At 35.0% G+C, this 17,109-nt stretch carries 17 protein-coding genes and 1 tRNA gene; 6 read left to right on the forward strand and 12 right to left on the reverse strand.

What is annotated here, in order from left to right:
• Positions 1-515: 515 nt before the first annotated feature.
• Positions 516-1,739, forward strand: coding sequence for a S41 family peptidase (locus CJF12_RS05300; protein ID WP_051887365.1), 1,224 nt, complete (start codon positions 516-518; stop codon positions 1,737-1,739).
• A 129-nt stretch (positions 1,740-1,868) separates the two neighbouring features.
• On the opposite strand, the gene CJF12_RS05305 is transcribed toward CJF12_RS05300, so the two are convergent.
• On the reverse strand, positions 1,869-2,627 hold the full coding sequence (locus CJF12_RS05305) for a hypothetical protein (RefSeq protein ID WP_034686614.1): 759 nt from the start codon (positions 2,625-2,627) through the stop codon (positions 1,869-1,871).
• 40 nt (positions 2,628-2,667) lie between these two features.
• On the opposite strand from CJF12_RS05305, the gene CJF12_RS05310 reads away from it, so the two are divergent.
• Entirely contained in the window at positions 2,668-3,426 is a 759-nt protein-coding gene (locus tag CJF12_RS05310) for an IS5 family transposase (RefSeq protein ID WP_095591055.1), read from the forward strand.
• Positions 3,427-3,472: 46 nt separating this feature from the next.
• Here CJF12_RS05310 and CJF12_RS05315 read toward each other — a convergent pair whose 3' ends face one another.
• Positions 3,473-4,156, reverse strand: coding sequence for a hypothetical protein (locus tag CJF12_RS05315; protein ID WP_051887223.1), 684 nt, complete (start codon positions 4,154-4,156; stop codon positions 3,473-3,475).
• Between the two features lie 28 nt (positions 4,157-4,184).
• Positions 4,185-4,880, reverse strand: a complete 696-nt coding sequence (locus tag CJF12_RS05320; protein ID WP_051887224.1) for a hypothetical protein — start codon at positions 4,878-4,880, stop codon at positions 4,185-4,187.
• 538 nt (positions 4,881-5,418) lie between these two features.
• Here CJF12_RS05320 and CJF12_RS05325 point away from each other — a divergent pair.
• Positions 5,419-5,490 (forward strand) — tRNA-Arg (locus CJF12_RS05325).
• 43 nt (positions 5,491-5,533) lie between these two features.
• On the opposite strand, the gene CJF12_RS05330 is transcribed toward CJF12_RS05325, so the two are convergent.
• Positions 5,534-5,851: a hypothetical protein gene (locus tag CJF12_RS05330; protein WP_034682749.1), complete on the reverse strand. Its 318-nt coding sequence runs from the start codon at positions 5,849-5,851 to the stop codon at positions 5,534-5,536.
• Between the two features lie 108 nt (positions 5,852-5,959).
• On the opposite strand from CJF12_RS05330, the gene CJF12_RS05335 reads away from it, so the two are divergent.
• Positions 5,960-6,268 (forward strand): helix-turn-helix transcriptional regulator, encoded by a 309-nt coding sequence (locus tag CJF12_RS05335; RefSeq protein ID WP_034682751.1) that lies wholly within the window; start codon positions 5,960-5,962, stop codon positions 6,266-6,268.
• Positions 6,269-6,363: 95 nt separating this feature from the next.
• Here the strand turns inward: CJF12_RS05335 and CJF12_RS05340 are convergent, their stop codons facing one another.
• The 3 genes from CJF12_RS05340 to CJF12_RS05350 all read right to left on the reverse strand — a co-directional run bounded on the left by CJF12_RS05340 (position 6,364) and on the right by CJF12_RS05350 (position 8,864).
• Positions 6,364-7,125 carry a hypothetical protein gene (locus CJF12_RS05340; protein ID WP_034682753.1) on the reverse strand — a complete coding sequence of 254 codons (762 nt, stop codon included), beginning with the start codon at positions 7,123-7,125 and terminating at the stop codon, positions 6,364-6,366.
• 292 nt (positions 7,126-7,417) lie between these two features.
• Positions 7,418-7,927, reverse strand: coding sequence for a YdcF family protein (locus CJF12_RS05345; protein ID WP_034682755.1), 510 nt, complete (start codon positions 7,925-7,927; stop codon positions 7,418-7,420).
• Complete coding sequence (locus CJF12_RS05350; RefSeq protein WP_034682758.1) at positions 7,890-8,864, reverse strand: NAD-dependent epimerase/dehydratase family protein; 975 nt, start codon at positions 8,862-8,864, stop codon at positions 7,890-7,892. The genes CJF12_RS05345 and CJF12_RS05350 overlap by 38 nt, the downstream gene beginning before the upstream one ends.
• Positions 8,865-9,309: 445 nt before the next feature.
• Here CJF12_RS05350 and CJF12_RS05355 point away from each other — a divergent pair, with 445 nt between their 5' ends.
• Positions 9,310-10,257: an MBL fold metallo-hydrolase gene (locus CJF12_RS05355; protein ID WP_034682760.1), complete on the forward strand. Its 948-nt coding sequence runs from the start codon at positions 9,310-9,312 to the stop codon at positions 10,255-10,257.
• 333 nt (positions 10,258-10,590) lie between these two features.
• Here CJF12_RS05355 and CJF12_RS05360 read toward each other — a convergent pair whose 3' ends face one another.
• Positions 10,591-11,340: a DeoR/GlpR family DNA-binding transcription regulator gene (locus tag CJF12_RS05360; RefSeq protein ID WP_034682762.1), complete on the reverse strand. Its 750-nt coding sequence runs from the start codon at positions 11,338-11,340 to the stop codon at positions 10,591-10,593.
• A gap of 81 nt (positions 11,341-11,421) precedes the next feature.
• On the opposite strand from CJF12_RS05360, the gene CJF12_RS05365 reads away from it, so the two are divergent.
• Positions 11,422-11,985, forward strand: a complete 564-nt coding sequence (locus CJF12_RS05365; RefSeq protein WP_034682764.1) for a 5' nucleotidase, NT5C type — start codon at positions 11,422-11,424, stop codon at positions 11,983-11,985.
• A gap of 439 nt (positions 11,986-12,424) precedes the next feature.
• Here CJF12_RS05365 and ilvA read toward each other — a convergent pair whose 3' ends face one another.
• The 4 genes from ilvA to ilvB form a co-directional block, all read right to left on the reverse strand.
• The gene (ilvA, locus tag CJF12_RS05370; protein ID WP_034682766.1) at positions 12,425-13,690 is read right to left on the reverse strand and encodes a threonine ammonia-lyase IlvA; all 1,266 of its coding nucleotides are present in this window, start codon (positions 13,688-13,690) and stop codon (positions 12,425-12,427) included.
• The gene (gene ilvC / locus CJF12_RS05375; protein ID WP_034682768.1) at positions 13,680-14,741 is read right to left on the reverse strand and encodes a ketol-acid reductoisomerase; all 1,062 of its coding nucleotides are present in this window, start codon (positions 14,739-14,741) and stop codon (positions 13,680-13,682) included. The genes ilvA and ilvC overlap by 11 nt, the downstream gene beginning before the upstream one ends.
• A 71-nt stretch (positions 14,742-14,812) precedes the next feature.
• On the reverse strand, positions 14,813-15,349 hold the full coding sequence (ilvN, locus tag CJF12_RS05380) for an acetolactate synthase small subunit (protein WP_034682770.1): 537 nt from the start codon (positions 15,347-15,349) through the stop codon (positions 14,813-14,815).
• 11 nt (positions 15,350-15,360) lie between these two features.
• Complete coding sequence (gene ilvB, locus CJF12_RS05385) at positions 15,361-17,100, reverse strand: biosynthetic-type acetolactate synthase large subunit (RefSeq protein ID WP_034682773.1); 1,740 nt, start codon at positions 17,098-17,100, stop codon at positions 15,361-15,363.
• Positions 17,101-17,109: the final 9 nt, after the last annotated feature.

The raw sequence follows: 17,109 nt of genomic DNA on the forward strand, positions 1-17,109 counted from the left end.
GGATAACTTGTGAATTTTAACATTTAATTCATGTTTTGTATTAAAAATATTCCTACATTTACTATGTAATACAACTGAAATGAATTCTTTTTTTGCTTTTTTCAGCTTTGAAATTGCAATTAAATTTGAAATAAAAATTTAAGCACAGCATTGTCGGCTGTGCTTTTTATTGTTGTCTAATTAAAAAAATGAGATGTTTTATCTACTGAATCCGCTTCTAAAGAGCGGATTCTTTCATTATTGAAATTTAATTTCAATTTATTTCGAAGATCTTTTTTATTTTAGTCACTCAAATAAGACTTATTAAAAAAACAATACTAACCATTCTCATTTTAGCTTGCGAAATTTCCGTTCATGCACAATTACAAAACCCTGGATTTGAAGTACTCGAAAATAATATTCCTATCAACTGGAATTACAGACCCAGTGAAGTCTATGAAACAAAAATAGATAACCTCATCAGACATTCCGGAATCAACTCCTTACAAATTGCCAGTAAATCATCCGCAAATGGCATGCAGTCTTTTTCTCAGGTGGTTCCTATCCCCGGAAAGGGATTAAGGAAATTGGAAATCAGCGCTTACATTAAGTCTGAAAATGTAAAGGGAAATATTGCTCTTTGGTGTCAGGTAAAAGATGAGAATAAAAAAAGCATTGATTTTGGAAACTCAGATACCCAAAACCATAAAGTAACGCTCAACAGTGACTGGAAAAAATACTCCCTTGAATTTATTGTAGATAATGATGCTAAAAATTTTGTACTGGGAGGTTTTCTGTCCGGAAGCGGTAATGTATGGTTTGATGATTTTACCATTACCGAAATTCCTTTTTCATCCAATCCCGCCTCTAAAACAGCTTTGAAATATATTGATGAGTTTAAAGAAATTGTAAAGAAAAAATCTATCTTCAGAAATGCAATAGACTGGAAAATACTTCAGACCAATCTTACAAAAATTTCCGGTGATATGGAAACCATCGAAGATACTGGTCCGGCTCTTTCGTACATCATGAAAACTTTAGCTACTGCTGGTGATCATCACTCATTCATTCAATCTAAAGAAAATACTCAGGAAAAAAACAGCAGTAATCCGACAGCAAGAGAACCGGAATCTCAATTATTAGATCAGAAAATCGGATACATTATGGTACCGGGATTTTCTTCTTTAAATAAAGAGATAGGAGTCGCTTTCGCAGAAAAAATACAGAATATGATCAGAAAATTAGATGCTAAAAATGATATTAAAGGTTGGATCATAGATCTGAGACAAAATTCGGGTGGAAATATGCATCCAATGATTGGTGGTTTGGGACCTCTGACAGGTGAAGGAATTCTTGGTTACTTCGTAGTTGATGGGAAAACCAAAAGTCCCTGGAAATATCAACAGGGAAAGATCACTAATATAACCGTTCCACAACCCTATACACTTAAAAAACCAAACCAGAAAATAGCCATTTTAATTGGACCTGCTACTGCTAGCAGCGGAGAAGCAACTGCCATTTCTTTTATAGGAAAAAAGAATGCAAAAACTTTCGGACAACCCTCAGCAGGATACACCAGTGCTAATCAGGATTTTAAATTAAGCGATGGTAAGTCTCTTTATTTGGCCTCTTCTTATGAAATGGACAGAACCGGAAAAGAATATAAGGAAAAGATACAACCTGACGTCCTTATTACTCCTTCAACTGATAAAAATACAGATGCTGATATACAGAAAGCCTCTGATTGGATTTTAGAATAAAACTGCATATATAAAAACCAGCAATTAACCAGCCTTGCTCATTATACAAAGTTTTCTAAAATTCCAAAGAATTGACATAAAATAAAAAAAGTGGAATGATTTTCCACTTTTTTTATTTATGTTATTTTTTTAATTGGTTCGGGCATCAGCCGCTACAAATTTTTTATTGATAAAAAGAATATCAACAAATGTATTCTGCTGAGCATAACCAGGCACCCGCCCAATTACCTTCCATGTCCCTCCACTATTGATAAGGCGGTATCCCGTTTGGTTAGCTGCACCGGGATCCCAACCACGTCCGCTTCCAGATGAGATGGCATAGGCTACATTAGACATAATAGCTTCCCAGTTAGCAGAAGACATACCAGTGTCGAAATTGGCATTCCCCGTTGCTGTACTGGATACTCCTGTAAAACGAATAATCTGAAAAGTAGCAGAAGAAGTATTTCCGGTTGTTGTTCCTGTAACAGAAACATTTTCAATAGGAGAACCCTGAAAATAACCTAAGGTTCCGTCTGTCTGCGCTGTTAATGTTCTTGGAAAAGCCGTAGTACTATTCGTAGAAGTCATTGCCCTAACCTGAACATTCCCATTCACGTCCAGTTTCTGGGTAGGAGATACAGTTCCTACTCCGGTATTTCCGTTTGACAATACAATAAAATCATCTGTAGCCTGAGCTGCAGAAGGAGCTCCTGTCAAAGGATTATTACGATTTCCATCCACGTGAAAGGTACCTTGTGGGTTTTTCGTTTGAATTCCCACATTTTGTTGAGCAGCACTCCAACTCGTTATAAAAACAAAAGCCAGAAAAACCTTTTTTTTATTATTTATATTTAGAGCCTGTTTAAAAAAGTAATAATAAAAAATAGTAAGGGTTAAAAGTTGCATAAAAATTGTCATTTTAGAGTTGCAAAAGAAAAAAACATCAATGTATCCAACGGACTTAACCCAAACTCAGTGGCAATTTATAAAAAAAGCATTAGATTTTGATGACAGAAAACGAAAATATGATTTGGTTGTCATTTGGAATGCTATCAGTTATTTAGTAAAAACAGGCTGTCAATGGAGACTTTTACCTCATGATTTTCCCAAATGGCAATTGGTTTATTACTATTATTCAAAATGGTCAAATCTGGAGATTTTCGATTTATTATTATCAAAATTGAGAGAGGAAGTACGACGAAACAGGGGTCAGAAAGCGCAGGCAAGTTTAGGAATTATTGACAGTCAAAGTGTTCGTTGGGGAAATAACCGTTCACTCAATGGCTTTGACGGAGGTAAAAAAATAAAAGGAATCAAGAGACACGTTGTGGTAGACAAAAATGGTTTTTTGTTAGCCGTAATGGTAAGTGTAGCCAATGTTCATGACAGTAAGGCTGCATTGTTACTGATCAAAACACTGCGATATTTACTAATTCCGCTTCAGGTAATCCTGGCGGACGGAGGTTATAGAGGAGAGATTATTGAGGAAATAAGAATTAAGTTTAATTATATCATTCAGATCGTAATGCGGAGTGACAAAAAAGTAAAAGGGTTTGAGCCAATTCATAAACGATGGATTATAGAGCGTACATTTGCTTGGTTTGATAACGATAGAAGATTATGCAGAAATTATGAACTCTTAATGGAATCCTCTGAAAACATGGTCAAATTATCCGCCATAAAATTATTACTGAATAAAATTTAAACAGACTCTTAGTATCATATGTATATTTTAAAATAAGAAATTAGTGTTACCTTCCTAAAACAGGAACATAGTTTTTTTTGATAAACAGAATATCGACAAAGCTTGTACCTTCATTGGGCCCAGGAATGTCACCAAATATTCGCCACGTTGTTCCTGTAGCTTTAGATAATACATAACCTGTAGCCCTAGTGCTATTGGGTACAAATCCGGACCCTGAAGCAGTGTTAATCGTGTATGCAACATTAGACATCATGGCTTCCCAGTCATTAAAAGCCATCCCAGTATCAAAATTAGGATTATCCCCTACACTAAAACGTCTGATAACAAACATCGCTGTAGAGTTAGTATCCACAGTAGGTACAGGAGTTGCTGTTACATCCCTGGCCGGTGCTCCCTGATATACTCCCAGTACACCATTAGCATTGGCAACTACCGTCTGAGGAAAGGTTATAGAATTACTCCCGTCTGCTAAGTTTCTTACTCTTCCGTTTCCATTGACATCTAATTTTTCAGTAGCAGGAATAACACCTATCCCTATTTGTCCATTAGAGGCTACAATAAAATCATTATTAGCCTGAGCCGCAGAAGGTGCTCCACTTTTTGGGTTATCAGCATTTCCGTCTACATGAAAAGTTCCTTGAGGATTTTCTGTACGTATTCCAAATCTCTGTGCGAAAAAAAAGCTATTAAAAAATAAAAAGCTTAAAAAAAGTATTTTTGTATTAATCATAGTAAATTTTTAATAATGAAACAATGGGCTAATTAGTTCGTGAGTCTGCTGCTACCACACCTTTTTTAATAAAGAGAACATCAACAATCACTGACACTTCATTAATTCCCGGTATATCTCCGCTAATCCTCCACCGGCTTCCATCATTTTTTAAACGATAACCCGATGCGGCAGTTCCAAAAATTGTTGTAGCACTTCCTGCACCAAAAGTATATGCAATATTGGATACAAAAGCTTCCCACTTGGTAGATTCCATCGTAGTATCAAAACCAGCACCCCCATTTTGTCCTGAAGGCCAGTCACCCACACTAAATCGCTTTACGACGAACATGGCTCCGGAATTGGTATCTGCTGCTGCACCTGTACTCGATACATCCATTACCGGAAACCCCGGACTATAGCCCAAAACGCCTCCGTTAGCTCCGGCCTGTTGAGCCACTACGGTACCAGGAGGTGTTCCTACAGGAAGTCCTCTGATTCTGGCGTTTCCATTAATGTCTAATTTCTGTGCTGGAGTAATAATACCAATCCCGGTATTCCCATTCGAAGTCACTACAAAATCATCCGTAGCATTAGCCGCAGAAGGAGCTCCGGTTGCCGGATTATTTCCACTACCATCTACATGAAAAGTACTTTGGGGGTTTTGTGTTCGAATGCCAACTTGCGCATGCATTGTTAGGCCATAACAAGTAATGGCCAAAAAGGCGAAATTTTTTTTTCTCATTTGATGTGAATTTGTTTTTAATAAAAAATATTGTAGATCATAATTCTAATTATCTACAATTAGGTAACCGCTTAAAATTACTATTTTTTTTAATCAAATCCCACTATTGAGACAAAATTAATATATTATTCCCCCTTCATAATATATTACTATAAATCACTCGTTTACAAGAATATTTTACAAGAAAAAGACCAATGTATTTAAAGATAAAATTGAGACAACAATAGTAAATTTAATATGCATAAGATTTTTTATCTTTAATCTTAGTATGACTTGCTTAATCATTTATATAAATAGTTTATTTTGATGATCTATCAAAGCCATAACTTCTATATCATTACCGAAGGACCCGGTGTCGGAAAAACAACTGTTCTGGATCAACTGATGCATATTCTTTGATAGTGGGGTCCACATCACAATATTGCATAAATGATATAGTGAAAGTACCACATAAAATTCATTATTTGCTCATTGAGGTTATTTATGAAAAAATAAATCGTACTTTTTAAAAGGATATTAATACATTTGAAAGTACAATGGCCTCATAGTTCAATGGATAGAACAAAAGTTTCCTAAACTTTAGATCCAGGTTCGATCCCTGGTGAGGCTACAAAATAAGATTCAGGAAGTTAAGGTTATTTAAAATAAGAGGTTTAATCTTTTGTAGCGACAATAATCGTCTTTACTTTATCATAAGAATAATTCAGCTTCTGTATTTCTGTACTGTCTTTTATAATCACTAGATTCTTTATTCTTTTTTTATCAATCAAGGATTGTAGTTTATTAAAATCCGATTGTTTATTATCTATCAATATAAGAGTCTGTTGCTTTTGTTTATTAAGACTAGCTGCCATAGACAACATACGATCGTTTGTTGTGTAGTCCGTACTGTAATCAACTATAGGTTGTGATATTTTGTTATTACAGCTAAAAACTAAAATAGCAAAGAAGACAATGTAAACTTTTTTCATTTCATTACTTTCGGTTTAATAAGGTACACCTTTCTATTTATTTTAATTGAGGAAATCCGTAATGTTAACCCGATGACACTCTGTATTTTTAGGTAAAGCATATTTTGTATGAGAAAAGAAAAACTACGCTTATTAAGAACACAAAAAGGATATACTCAACAGCAGATCGTTGACGTCATTGCAACAGATGTTTCCAATTACAGTAGAAAAGAAAATGGAGATGTAAAAATAACCCATGAGGAATGGGAAAAAATAGCCAGATTATTAGAAGTTCCAGTAGCAGAGATCTATGAAGAAACTAACTTTCAAGATCATAGAAAAAGTGAAAAATTTTATCAATCTATAATAAAAGACCTACAGGAATATATTAGCTTTCTAAAAAAAGAAAATGAAAGAATTGAAAATTTGGTAAAATAAAAGAATACTTTGCTATAGAAACTTATCAAAAGTACTCTGATATCAGCACTTATAGAGTAAAACTGAATAATAGAAATAGGCATACTAAAGATCTATTAATCTTCCGACACATTCAATTTTAGTTTATAACGATAACTTCCATTGAAAAGGTCTTCTTCTTTAAGTACTTCATTTGTTTTTTTAGAGATCCAGAATTTTTGATATCCCGGAACAGATAGACCATGTTCTAATAACCAACAATCTACTTCTGCCCCTGCAGAGTTAATCAATTTATCACTTCCTTTCACCGTGTAAAACACATCTTTTGCTTGTCCAAAACCAGGATCGAAAAAAGTGATTTTAAATGTCCGGTTTTTAGCATACGGCAATAAAGGAAAAATAACTAAATCAGAGTGCCAGTTCAAATTATATTGTTTAAAGGAAGCATTAAAATCTTCTATCGCTTTTGTTTTTATCTGATCAGCAACTTTACCATCAAATACCACTTTCCTGGTTTCAAAATCATACTTCACGTAATATCCTAACCTCTTCCAGTAAAAATGATGTTGCAATGTAGAAAGATCATTTGTTTTTAAAAGTGTGTAAGCAGTATGGGTAATGGTGTCCAAATCCCATTGCTGTGTAATCGCAAATGCATCGCTGCCGGAATGTTTAAGAGGTTCAACATTTATTTTAACCAACATAATTTTTTCTGAAGGACTTTCTTTTGTTTTTTTATTATAAACAACATAAGTAGCCTTACCCAGTTTGATTTTTTTAATGTTTAATGCAGAAGGCGTTATGGTAATGGTATCCTTTGTGATGGCAGAAACGGAAAGACTCGCCATCATTAATATTATAGTAACGAATATCTTCATAGTGATTTTTATACAGATAATCAAAATAACAATAACATATAATAAATATAACACAATATTATTAACACTCTTAAATAAAATAAATATTTCTACGATTTATTTGCTTTTTCTTTTTCCGTTTTTTAAGATCGTAATTACTTATTTAAACTCTGGATTTCACAGCATTATAAAAATTGGATAATGTCAACCTGCCAAGACTAATTTATTTTTAAAACACGCCCATAATTACAACAATAGCCTCTTGCTTCTGCAAGAGGCCTAATAGCTGTTGTAAAAACAGGATAATAACTATTTAATATAAAGTGTAATTATTATCAATTAAAATTTTAATGGCTTTATTTTCATGCTCTTCTAATCTTTTAAGCTCATCTGAAGCATGTGTAGATTGGGCTGCAATAAAAGTTACTTTTTTATTAATATCCCTATCCTCAGTAATGATATTAAAAATCATTTTTGCTCTTGTCACATGAAAATCAGAAGTAACAACATAAACCGCTTCTGGATTTGCTTCTTCCAATACCGGAGTTGCTTTCCTGAAATCGTCAACAGTATTGGAGGTTATTAGATGTTGTAAAAAGTCATTTTCAAAGACCCCTCTTTTGATGAGGTTCTGTTTTACATAATGGGCATGGGGTAAATCCGATGTATTAAAATGTTCGCCAAACCCTCCTGAGCATAAAAAACTTAATTTCTTATCTTTCTGATATAGCTCATAAGCAGCATTCAACCTATCGATAGCTGTTATACTTAGATTTCCGTTGACATCATTGGGCGCTCCTAATATCAGAATAATACTTTTCATGCTGGTTACTGTTATAATAAGTAAAAAAGGATTCTTTGTGTTCATCAGATATATTTCGATAATACTCAATCGTATCTTTCATTCCCTTTTCTAAATCTTTAAACTCATAATTCGGAACAATGTGGTTATCAATACCTGTAGTATCTGCAACCAAAATAGTTTCTTCTACTTCACCGGACCTCATATTTTTATAAACGATATCAGATGAAGAATTGGTTAATTTAATAATAAGTTTCGCCAGGTCTTCCACGGTTACTGATACTCCACTTCCAATGTCAACAACATTTTCATTGGTACAAACATCTTTATTCATTGCTTCAACGGCAAGATATGCAATATCTTCGATATGAATTAGATCAACAGTTTGCTTTCCATTTCCCCAGATTTCAAGAGGCTTATTGTGCAGGGCATTTATAATAAAATAAGGAACCGCCTTTCTGATAGGGTGTGTATGCTGTCCCGGTCCATAAGCATTAAACCATTTATGAATACAGCCTTCAATTGCATATTCTTTCATATAGAGTTTAATGATCCGTTCTGCGTTTTCTTTTGTTATGGTATACATATTCTCCCAAACATTAAGCTTAGTTACATAAAATAACCTCGGCTTCTTTTCCATCGTGAGCAGAACTTCAATAAATGTGGAAATACCCACACTATTATTTTGTACTGCTTTTAATGGATGAAAATTAAGTTCAGTTGTTCCCAGAACACCGGCGATAAGATAAATGTGATCCGGATTAGTTTCGTTCAAACATTTTTTTACAAGATTAAAATCTGTTGTATCACATTCAATCCAGTACACATTATCCGGTAGAACGTAATCCGGTTTCGTCTTGTCAAATAAAAAAATTTGAGAGTCTTTTCTTTTAAGGCATTCTCTGTAAATAGCAGATCCTACAAATCCACTACCACCTGTGATGGCGATTTTTTTCATAGTTGAAATAATTTTTGATTAATATGAGGTGATTTTTAATTTTTTAATTATATTTCCCTTTATGATGAATTATCATCACGCAATAATACAAATTTTATGAATATGTCAAATTAAAAATTCATTAAATATTTATGTATTGGTTAATAAAATGTTAATAAATAACCAATTAAGCGAATATTAATCAATATTTAAAACTGGAATTTAATTTTTTAAACAATGAAATAAGATCACAAAAATATCCCTGGATTCTAAGAATTATATTTACTAAAAAGAAACAATGGTTTTGGATAAACCGCTTTATTTCCAAAGCTATCAACTACTATATTTCCCCTATTCTAAACTTTTTGAATTCTTTATCAGAAATTTTTACTTTATTTTTGTATTGTTATTAATACATCAATTCCGAATAAAACGGATATACTTAATATTATAGCAATTGATTCACATGATAAAATATTTTTTTAATCTGTCTGTTTTTTTGTCAATCACTCTTTGTCAGGCACAAAATAGTTTTAAAGTAATTCCCTTAGGGGTTTATGGAGGAGGCGAAGAAAGTAACCTATCAAGTTATATGGCTGCCCCGATGAACTCGGAGAACTATGTTGCCCTTGATGCCGGAACCTTGCGCTCAGGAATCGAAAAAGCGATCGAACAAGGAAACTTTAAAGGAAACTCAGCATCACAAGTTCTAAAACAAAACATTAAAGGTTATCTGATTTCTCATGCTCACCTGGATCACGTAAGTGGGATGATCATAAATAGTCCGGATGATTCAAAGAAGTCAGTTTACACACTTCCTTCAGTATCCAAGATTATTACAGGTAAGTATTTTTCATGGGAAAGTTGGGCTAATTTCACGAATGTCGGTGAGCTTCCCCATTTAAACAAATACAGTATGATTGATCTGGATTCCGGTGTTGAAATCCCTGTTTCAGATACGGAAATGTATGTTACTGCTTTCCCGCTAAGTCATGTTAATCCTTATGAAAGTACAGCTTTCCTATTACGTCACAACAAGGAATACTTGCTTTATCTTGGTGATACCGGAAGCGACCGTATTGAAAAAAGCAATAAACTTGAGGCTCTGTGGAAACAAATAGCCCCTTATGTCAATAACCAGAAATTAAAAGGCATCTTAATAGAAGTTTCGTTTCCAAATGAACAGCCCGATACCTCTTTATTTGGCCATCTTACACCTGCATTACTAGAAAATGAATTGAATGTTCTGAATAATCTTTGCCAACCGGGAAAGTTGAAAAATGTTCCTGTCATTATTACCCACCTTAAGCCTGTAGATGATCACATTGAAAAAATCAAGAAGCAGCTGAAAGAAAAAAATACTTTAGGAATGAAATATATTTTTCCTGTACAGGGAGAAAAAATCGTTCTTTAAAGCAGTAGAATTATCATTTTAGATAACGCTAATTTACTATTACATAATTCATTACATTTGTTATTAATAACCAAAAAACAAATAGTTATGAACAAAAATCTTAAAAATCTAAAATTAGACAGGAATCAGCTAAGAATGATCAATGGAGGCTTTCAAATATGTCCTCCAGACTATGAATGTGGTAATAATAGATGATGTATTAACGGTGCATGTCGCTCTATATCTGTTGCCGGGCCGAATGGCTATTGTATGGCCCCACCTGTTTAATACATTTCTCAAAAGGCAAAGGATGGTGAATTCTTTGCCTTTTGTCATATAATGATAGAAACATTATTATCTAACCTCTATACCTGCCTCTATGTAAGGCTTTAAATAGTCAGATTCCGGATCTGCCTCGGTAATGATCGTATTCAGAGAATTAGCTGCACAGATGTAAAAAGATTCGGATTTTCCAAGCTTATCTGAGGTTGAAAGTGCAATGGTAGATTTTGAAGTTTCAATCATCACTCTTTTAACAAGACTATCTTCATAGTCATCACCGGTAACTCCAAAATTCAGATCAATACTGCATACTCCCAGTAGACATATATCTGCCCTAATGTTCCTTATACTTTGGATCGTTTCATATCCTATAGTTGAGAATGAAATTTTATTGAGCATCCCACCCATAAACAATACTTCAATTTCTTTATGGTCTTCTAAAAGCGAGGCAACAGGAAAGCTATTCGTCACTACCGTTAAGGCAATGTCCTTTGGTAAATTGGCAACTACGGTTAATGTTGAGGTACCTGAGTCTACCAGCAGAACCATTCCCGGTTTAATGTATTCCAATACTTTTTCTGCAATGATCTTTTTATGGGCAACATCAATATTCTGACGGTCCTTAAAATGAAGCGGAATGGAAGATCTTTGAATAGCTCCACCACGAACTGCTTTTAGCAGCCCTTTATCGGATAATTCCTTAATATCTCTGCGTACAGTATCCTCTGAGACTTTAAGTATTTTACTGATCTGATCCAGCAGTACTTTTTTATCTTTTACCAAATACTCCAGAATGAGATCCTGTCTTTCAGCTTTTATCATAACACAAATATAGAAAATATTTATTGCAAAATAATGCAACTTTATGCAATATTACATATATTTGTTGCAAATAATTGCAAAATGAAAAATAAGAGAAAAACAATTGCCATAGATATGGACGGGGTTATAGCAGATGTAGAGGCACAATTAATTGACTGGTATCACAGAGATCACGGTATTTTAATAAGCAAAGAAGATATGCTTGGGAAACCTGAACCGGAAGCTTTCCCCAACAAAGAAGCTGTATTGAAATTTTTACATACTCCCGGATTTTTCCGCACGTTACCGGTTATGCCTAATGCTGTGGAAGTAGTGAAAGAGCTGATGAATGATTATGATATCTATATTGTAACTGCGGCAATGGAATTTCCACTTTCGTTATATGAAAAATACGAATGGCTCCAGGAACACTTTCCTTTCATTTCCTGGAAAAATATTATCATGTGTGGGGATAAAAGTATTATAGATACCGATTACCTCATCGATGACCATATTAAAAACCTCGACTTTTGTAAAGGAAGACCGATTATGTTTAATGCCGGGCACAACAGTAACGTAAGTCATCATCAAAGAGTTCATAATTGGGATGAGGTAAAAGCCCTATTCAACAATATTAAAAACTTATCAGAGACAACCGCTGTATAAAAAAACAGCTGTAGTTCTTAATATACAAAAAGGTAACCGGATTTCCGGTTATCTTTTTTTGAAAGAAATTGATGTGTCGGCATTTGGGCTATCTTAGCCTGAGTTTGTTATAAGAAACCAATAGTGAAATCAAGTGCATCTTATCTTAGAATACAACAAAACCGATGAGATATGGCCTCACCGGTTTAAAAAAACAAAAATTGATATGGATATGATTAGATATATTTTTTCTTCATCATTAATGATCTTTGGTTGAACAAATTTATGTTTATTTAGACTTAATAAAAATAATAACATCTATGACATTTGTCAGTTTATTGATATTATTCCATTTTCACATTCTAAAAACATGACAATATATTGATTATCAAAATATTAATAAGTAATCATTATATATTTAAAAAGTCCAGATTACTAACTAGCAATCTGGATTCACTTTTTAAATTAAAATATTCATAATATTAGGCGAATCATTAAGATAAGCCTCATAGTACCCCGCTTTCTTCATTCTTTCAAGTAGAATTTCAAAATCGGGAAAGGAAGGAACTTCAATTCCCACAATGGCAGAAGATGTTTCCCGGGAGTTCTTTTTGGTATACTCAAAAAAAGTAATATCATCCGATTGCCCTAAAACATTCAATACAAATTCTTTCAACGCTCCCGGACGTTGTGGAAATTTTACAATAAAATAGTGTTTCAAGCCTTTATAAAGCATTGCCCGCTCTTTTATTTCTTCCGTCCGGGTAATATCATTATTACTTCCGCTGACCACACAAACCACATTTTTACCAGATATATGATCTTTATAATGATCCAGAGCTGCTATGGTCAGAGCACCGGCAGGTTCCAATACCATTGCATCCTTATTGTACAATTCTAAAATTGTTTCACAAACTTTCCCTTCATCGACAGTAACACAATCATGGATATAATCCTTACATATGGCAAAAGTAAGATCACCTACTTTCTGGACAGCGGCGCCATCTACAAATTTATCAATATGCGGAAGCTCCGTATTGATTCCCGCTTCAATCGAAGCTTTCATTGAAGCTGCACCTTTAGGTTCCACAATAATGATTTTTGTTTCCGGAGATAATACTGAAAATACAGTAACAATGCCAGCCGCTAAACCTCCACCGCCTAACGGGACAAAAATATAATCAATTTTATGTTCAGCCTGTTCTAAAATTTCCATCGCTAAAGTAGCCTGTCCTTCAATAATCTGGACATCATCAAAAGGATGGATAAATGCTGCGCCTGAGTTTTCACTATAGGCTAACGCAGCATTTTTTGAATTGTCAAAAGTATCTCCAATTAATCGTATTTCAGCATATTCTTCCCCAAACATGGCCACCTGTTCCAACTTTTGCTTAGGAGTGGTGATCGGCATAAAAATCGTTCCTTTTATTTTCAGTTTTCTGCAGGCTAAAGCAACCCCTTGGGCATGATTTCCTGCACTCGCACAAACAATACCATTATGTACCTCATCATTTTTATGAAGATGATATATTTTATTGTATGCTCCCCTTATTTTATAAGAACGGACAGGCTGCATATCTTCTCTCTTAAGAAATATTTCAGCAGATACCTGTCGGGAAAGTCTCCCACTCTTTTGCAACGGGGTCGTATTAATGATCCCCTGCAATGTTTGTCTTGCTTTTTTTACAGAATCCAGTGATGGAAAGCTGACCGTTTTAGTTTTCATACTCATAGGTTCTGTCAGGACGAAGAGACCTTACGACCTTACCTGCTTGCCATAACTCACTGTTTCGTAGCTCTTCAAGTTCTTTATTCAATCCTTCTCTGTAGTCTTCTTTACTGTTGCTGGAAATAGACTTTTGGGACTCGTTTCCTTCTTTTACACTTTGGTATAATTCTTCAAATACAGGTTTTGTAGCATCATAAAATTTCTTCCACCAATCCAAAGCACCTCTTTGAGCTGTTGTAGAACAATTGGCATACATCCAGTCCATTCCGTTTTCTGCTACCAGTGGCATTAAAGATTGTGTTAATTCTTCAACCGTTTCATTAAATGCTTCTGATGGTGAATGCCCCTGAGATCTTAATACTTCAAATTGAGCTGCAAAAAGACCTTGTATAGCCCCCATTAAAGAACCTCTCTCTCCTACCAGATCACTATATACTTCTTTTTTGAAATTGGTTTCAAACAGATATCCGCTTCCTACAGCAATTCCCAAAGCTGTTACTTTATCTTTGGCATTTCCTGTAGCATCCTGATGAATAGCGTAGCTGCTGTTCAGTCCTTTACCTTCAACAAAAAGTCTTCTTAAAGAGGTCCCTGATCCTTTAGGTGCTACTAAAACAACATCTACATCTTTTGGAGGAACGATTTGAGTCTGGTGGTTATAAGTAATTCCAAAACCGTGGGAAAAATATAGGGTCTTTCCAGGAGTCAGATGCTTTTCTACGGTTGGCCATAGCTCAATCTGCGCGGCATCACTCAATAAATAGCAAAGAATAGTTCCTCTCTGAGCAGCTTCCTCTAATTCAAACAGCGTTTCACCCGGAACAAATCCGTCTTGCACTGCTTTATCCCAGCTTTTAGAATTTTTACGTTGTCCTACAATCACATGAATTCCATTATCTTTAAGGTTAAGAGCTTGTCCAGGTCCCTGAATACCATAACCCAAAACAGCTACAGTTTCATCCCTTAATACTTCCTGTGCTTTTTCAACCGGAAATTCTTCTCTTGTTACTACGTTTTCTTCTACACCTGCAAATTTAATTAGTGCCATAATTTTATATTTATATTGTTAATTTTTTTGACCTTTCTATAAGGTTATATTTTATATTGAATGTGTGTTTTTTATTGGTATGCTATTTTTTCCAGAGCATTGAGCTTTTTATGAAACCCTTCATTGGATTTGATCACGGCTACCCTTCCACTTCTGATAAATTCTATGAGACCATGAGGCTCTACAATCTTCAGGAAATTATCGATCTCTTCACGGTGTCCCACAATGGTAAATACCGTATAATCATTTCTTACACTGACAATGGTAGCTCCGTATTGTCTTAATACTCTCTCTACATAAAACTTTTCAGAAACAACATTGGTTTCTATTTTGAAAAGAGCCAGCTCCTGCCATACAATCTCTTCATGGGTATTATAGTATACTTTAAGCACCTCTACCAGCTTCTGAATCTGTCTTGATATTTTTCGTACGGTTTCTTCAGTGACATCAACCACAATCGTAAACCTCGAGATACTTTCTATTTCCGTAGGAGATACATTAAGACTTTCTATATTAATTCCTCTCCTGGAAAACACCATGGCAATCCTCGTAAGCAATCCTACCTGATTTTCTGTAAAAACACTTATTGTATATTCTCGTTTACTCATTTGTATTATTTTTATTTTAAACGGATTTCACTTACACAACACCCCTGCGGAACCATAGGAAATACATTATTCTCTTTTCCTACTTTTATCTCCAAAAGATAGGCTCCTTCAGTAGTAAGCATTTCTTCCAGGGAAGACTTTAAAAGATTTCTTTCTTTCACATGCTTTCCTTTAATACCATAAGCTCCGGCAACCGTCGCAAAATCAGGGCTGGTAATATCCACAAAAGAATACCTTTTATCATGGAAAAGCTCCTGCCATTGACGCACCATTCCCAGGAAAGAGTTATTAAGGACAATCATTTTTACACCAATTCCAAATTGAGCAATTGTTCCCAGCTCCTGGATATTCATCTGAAAGCCTCCATCACCGGCAATACAGATCACATGCTTATCCGGATTTACCATTTTTGCCCCTATTGCAGACGGCAAACCAAACCCCATGGTTCCTAAACCACCTGAAGTAACGTTTCTTTTTGATTCCTTAAATTCCGCATAACGACATGAAATCATCTGATGTTGTCCTACATCCGTACATATAATATATTCCCCATCCGTAAGTTCGTTCAGATATTTAAGTACTTCACCCATGGTTAGCTCTTCCGTCGTAGGGTTAAGCTCTCTTGCTACCACTACTTCATTTTCTTCATTCCGAAGCGTTTTAAATTGATTCAACCATTCATCATGCGTGTTTTCATCAAGCAGATCGGCTAATAGTGGAAGCGTTTCTTTACAGTTTCCTAAAACAGGAACATCTGCCTTTACATTTTTATCAATTTCCGCAAGATCAATATCGAGATGAACTATTTTCGCCTGTCTGGCATATTGATCTAATTTTCCCGTAACACGATCGTCAAACCGCATACCGACTGCTATTAATACATCACAATCATTAGTCAGTTTATTGGGAGCATAATGGCCGTGCATTCCCAGCATTCCTACATAAAGAGGATGTTCGGTGGAAAGTGCTCCTAGCCCCAGAGCTGTAGATGCTGCAGGAATTCCTGTTTTTTCTACCAGATCTTTAAGTTCTTGTTCTGCTTTCCCGATAATAACTCCTTGTCCAAATAATAAAAATGGTCTTTGAGCTGCATTTATCAGTGAAGCTGCCTGTTCTATATATTCTTTTCTGATATTAGGTTTGGGATAATAAGACCGTATAAAGCTGCAGGTCTCATATTCATCAAACTCTATTTCCTGAAGCTGAGCATTCTTAGTAATATCGACCAATACAGGTCCCGGACGTCCTGATTTAGCAATATAAAATGCTTTGGCTAATGCATTCGGAAGGTCCTTAGCATCCGTTACCTGGCAATTCCATTTGGTAACAGGAGCCGTAACATTAATCACATCTACTTCCTGAAAAGCATCAGATCCTAAAAGAGAAGCATACACTTGTCCTGTAATACAAACAAGAGGAGTACTATCAATCATCGCATCTGCAAGTCCTGTTACAAGATTAGTTGCTCCCGGCCCACTCGTCGCAATAGCAACACCAATATGCCCGGAAGATCTCGAAACTCCTTGTGCCGCATGAATTGCACCCTGCTCATGCCTTACCAGTATATGTTGTATATCTTCTTTATAATCATACAAAGCATCATAAATGGGAATGACCGCTCCCCCGGGATAACCAAAGACCGTTGTAACATTTTCGGCTTTAAGAATTTCTAAAATAACTTCTGCTCCTTTTAATATTCTTCCATTTCCCGGAGACTTGTTTTCCTTTAATGTCTTTAATGCTGCGTCCATTCTATTTAT

Source organism: Chryseobacterium piperi, from assembly GCF_002285635.2.
GTDB lineage: Bacteria > Bacteroidota > Bacteroidia > Flavobacteriales > Weeksellaceae > Chryseobacterium > Chryseobacterium piperi.